The sequence below is a fragment of the Leptospira yanagawae serovar Saopaulo str. Sao Paulo = ATCC 700523 genome (assembly GCF_000332475.2).
In the GTDB taxonomy this organism is placed as follows: domain Bacteria; phylum Spirochaetota; class Leptospiria; order Leptospirales; family Leptospiraceae; genus Leptospira_A; species Leptospira_A yanagawae.
In genome coordinates this window covers 1-3,568 of sequence record NZ_AOGX02000006.1, presented here as the reverse complement: position 1 = coordinate 3,568, position 3,568 = coordinate 1, and the positions used below count along the sequence as shown (strand labels likewise).

Genomic DNA, 3,568 nt, shown 5'->3' with positions numbered 1-3,568 from the left:
GGGGAATTTGCCGCAGGCCGAGCGAGGCCTTGTGCCGAAGCGTAGCGGTAAGTCGCTGTTATACGCAGTGTTCTATTTATTGTAATTATTCTTCAAAGTTAACTACAAGAGGTAAATGATCACTGAATTCGATCCAATCTTCATATTTACCTAATTCTAAACTTGAGTTGTCCATTTTATCAATTTGAATAAATGCATAATCGATGTGATAAGGCTTTTCTCTTTTTCTTTGTAAGAAAAAGGTAGGATTTTACTAGAGGCGTGTTCATCTTTAAATTTTACATGATAAAGGCTTTTGTAATTCCATGATTCCAAGATATTAATAATTTCAGAATGGTTCCACCATCTATCAATTTTATCCCAAATTACATTGCTATTAAAATCACCTATAATAATTGGTTTGTGATTCAAAATATCACTTTTGTTGGCTAAAATATATTTCCAAAATTGACCTATGTATCCGAAAGCTAGGTTTTCACCACCTTTTGTCCAAACAGCAAGAATATGAATTCTATCATTTATGGAGAAAGGCAAAAATTGTTTTAGACCATCTGAATTCCATTTTAGTAGTTCAGAGTTGATTTCATTAATTGAGATTTCAAAATGATTTTTCCAATTTAATCTTTGCAATTTAAAATCTGATTTAGTGAAAATGCCAATACCCTTGTTTTTCGTTTCGCCTTCCCAGATGAAATTTTTATATTCAAAAGATCGAAATTCTTTTATATATAGATTCGGATTTTCACATTCTTGGATAATGGTTATATCTGGACTTAATTTTTGAATTTGCTCAAACTTTTTTCGAAAACCACCAGCACAATTCCAACTTACAATTCTCATTTTTTAAATAGTTTTTAGAACATTGCGTATAACGAATAGACTTACCGAAGTTCCCCGCCCCTGAGTCCCGGAACGGGACGTTAGGGACTGGCATGTAGCTTGCGAACGCAAGGCGAAATGCCAGAAGGGGAATTTGCCGCAGGCCGAGCGAGGGCTTGTGCCGAAGCGTAGCGGTAAGTCGCTGTTATGCGACGTTTCGGTTTTAAAGTTTTAACCCAGCTTCAAGATAAACTGATCTTAAAACTTCTTTGCTGTTAGCTGCATTATAAATTAAATAATTTATATTTGCACCTGTGTCCAAAGCATATTTATATTGAGGATCAGCAAGATAATTAACAGTCATAGCATACGGATTTACTTTTGTTCTAGCTTCGAGGGTTAATATTCCAATAGATAAATAGTAAAGTTCATCAAAGTCATAGTTTAATTTCATGCCAAATTCCCCACCTACGTAAGTAGCATTCGGATCTGAATTGTAAGAAACTGGTGAGAAGTTTGTATAGGTTCCATTGTATCTATTATCGATTTTACCGAATAAATAGAAATAGTTATAGTGAATCAAAAGATTGAAATTCCAATATTTATCTGTTTGATATTCAAATCCGATTTCAGGTCCAAAGAATTTTTGACCTACAGTATAATTGTATCGATATCCGCTACCATCAGAGAGTTCAGATTTTATATATCTGAAACCGAAAGAGAGTCGAAACTTATCTGGAGTAGTATCGTATAAAATTGTATTTCTGAATTGATTTCTAAAATATGCACCAGCTGAAACCGGAGCAAGATCGCAGTAACGTCCAATACAAGCAGTAGCTCTCATTCCAATATTTCCTTTTTTATACTCTTGAAATTCCGATTGTAATGAGAAGTTAGAGTTTTCAAATTTTTTTCTAATACCAAATTCATATCCTGGAATGGTTTTTTTATCATTCTGATCGTAATAGTTGAAATTTTGGAAAAGCATTCTTTGTTCAAATGAATCTATAAAAGTAGAATATCTTCTCAGATATATGGACAAAGATCTATTGTTCTTGACTTGGCCTTGGTTGATCTCCTCAGCAAGCAACTGGGAAGAAATTAATAAAAGGATTACTGTTGTTATTTTTTTCATAAAAATATTTCCGAACTGTCGTATAACGAACTAGACTAACCGACGTAGGCTGACCCTGAGTCCCCGGAGGGGACGTTAGGGCTGGAACGACGCTTGCGTAAGCAAGAGGAGTGCCAGAAGCCTATGTGTCGGAGACCGAACGAGGGCGTAAGTCCCGAAGTGAAGCGGTTAGTCGCTGTTATGCGAAGGTGTCAATTTTATAAAGATAAATTATCTAAATAACTATCCTTCTCTTCTTTCTGCTTTTTTATTTCTTGTGCTAGCCTTGCTGCAGATTGCATTTCTTGAAATAAAATTCCTCTATATTTTGAATTAGATTTCATTACATCCTCTTTTAAGTCTCTAAGATGATATTGTTCTAATTCATTAAGTGGACATTCAATAATAATATACTTATCGTTTATTCTTGCATTTCTCCACATTGAATGTCTAGGAAAATCTCGTTCTGAATTAAATAGTTCAATCCATTTTCGTGAAGGCTGTTCTGATAATTCAAGATAGACATTGTATAGTTTTGTCCCGGGTCTTGAAATTTGAGTTCTTTGTTTATCTGCACCAACGATAGTTATATCATTGAATGCTTCAAGAATTGTTTTCTGGATGGGTTTGTCTGTTTTTGCTTCTTTAGGTTCGACGGGTTTATTTTTTAAGCGATGGTTTTTTATGGCTCTAATGAGATTCTGATACGAATCGTCAAATTTTGTAGGATCAGTAAAGTCTGCATAAAGTTTATCGGCTATTGAAGCTGGAAGTTTGCTGTTATCAATAAGAATTGGTAAAACAGCAACTTTCTTTCCCTTTATTTCTTTATTCATCGCTAAGCTTATTTCCTTTTGAACCCAAGGTGATGTTATTGAATTTTGGGAAATAATTGCTGCTACGAAATCCATTTCCTCAATACCGCTTGATATTCTTTCGATTAATGAATCTCCAATATTTATCTCTGCTTCATCTAACCAAACCAGTATACCGTCATTTGATAGTCTTTCAGCAAGCATTCTGACAAAGGGCCTGTCGATTGAATTGTGACTTAAAAAAACTGAACTCATATTTTTCTCCTAATAAATTTTATGACACTTTCGCATAACGAAATAGCTAACCAACGTAGGCTGACCCTGAGTCCCGGAACGGGACGTTAGGGACTGGCACGTAGTTTGCGAATGCAAACGAGTGACAGAAAGCCTATGTGCCGCAGGCCGAGCGAGGGCTTGTCCCGAAGCGATGTGGTTAGCGGAAGTTATTCGCAGTAGATATATTAATAGGAAAGAAATTCGCCAAAAGCCCAGACTTTCTTGGTGTCACCTGAACTTATTAATAACCAGTAATTATTCCAGTTTTTAACTTGGTATTTTTGTCTAGTTCTTGCATGAACGATAACTGATTCGTCTTTAGGTAAACTGTTTAAATATGGTCCATCGTAAATATTTACAATATAATCTAGTTTTTTTGAATTCTAAACCGGGACCTTCCCGTACAACAACTGGTTCCAAAACTTTTCCTAGAGTGTTTCCTAGGGTAATAATTGGTATATTTGAATATATGTTTTCTGTTCCAGAATTAATTTTGACTTCTTTAATATCAAAAGAGATTTTTTTAGATTTTTCAGATGAACTA

At 34.8% G+C, this 3,568-nt stretch carries 4 protein-coding genes; 1 reads left to right on the top strand and 3 read right to left on the bottom strand.

All coding sequences use genetic code 11. From position 1 onward, the window contains the following. Positions 1-156: 156 nt before the first annotated feature. From LEP1GSC202_RS00420 to LEP1GSC202_RS19390, 3 genes are all read right to left on the bottom strand, one after another. Entirely contained in the window at positions 157-840 is a 684-nt protein-coding gene (locus tag LEP1GSC202_RS00420; RefSeq protein WP_015675701.1) for an endonuclease/exonuclease/phosphatase family protein, read from the bottom strand. A 202-nt stretch (positions 841-1,042) separates the two neighbouring features. After that, positions 1,043-1,954, bottom strand: coding sequence for a hypothetical protein (locus LEP1GSC202_RS00415; RefSeq protein WP_015675699.1), 912 nt, complete (start codon positions 1,952-1,954; stop codon positions 1,043-1,045). 197 nt (positions 1,955-2,151) lie between these two features. Beyond that, complete coding sequence (locus tag LEP1GSC202_RS19390; RefSeq protein WP_015675700.1) at positions 2,152-3,003, bottom strand: toll/interleukin-1 receptor domain-containing protein; 852 nt, start codon at positions 3,001-3,003, stop codon at positions 2,152-2,154. 358 nt (positions 3,004-3,361) lie between these two features. Here LEP1GSC202_RS19390 and LEP1GSC202_RS20095 point away from each other — a divergent pair. Continuing rightward, on the top strand, positions 3,362-3,568 hold a 207-nt coding region (locus LEP1GSC202_RS20095; RefSeq protein WP_208597373.1), incomplete at its 3' end, for a hypothetical protein.

Coding starts and splice junctions, on each gene's coding strand:
- LEP1GSC202_RS00420 (WP_015675701.1), bottom strand. CDS start 840: ATGAGAATTGTAAGTTGGAATTGTGCTGGTGGTTTTCGAAAAAAGTTT.
- LEP1GSC202_RS00415 (WP_015675699.1), bottom strand. CDS start 1,954: ATGAAAAAAATAACAACAGTAATCCTTTTATTAATTTCTTCCCAGTTG.
- LEP1GSC202_RS19390 (WP_015675700.1), bottom strand. CDS start 3,003: ATGAGTTCAGTTTTTTTAAGTCACAATTCAATCGACAGGCCCTTTGTC.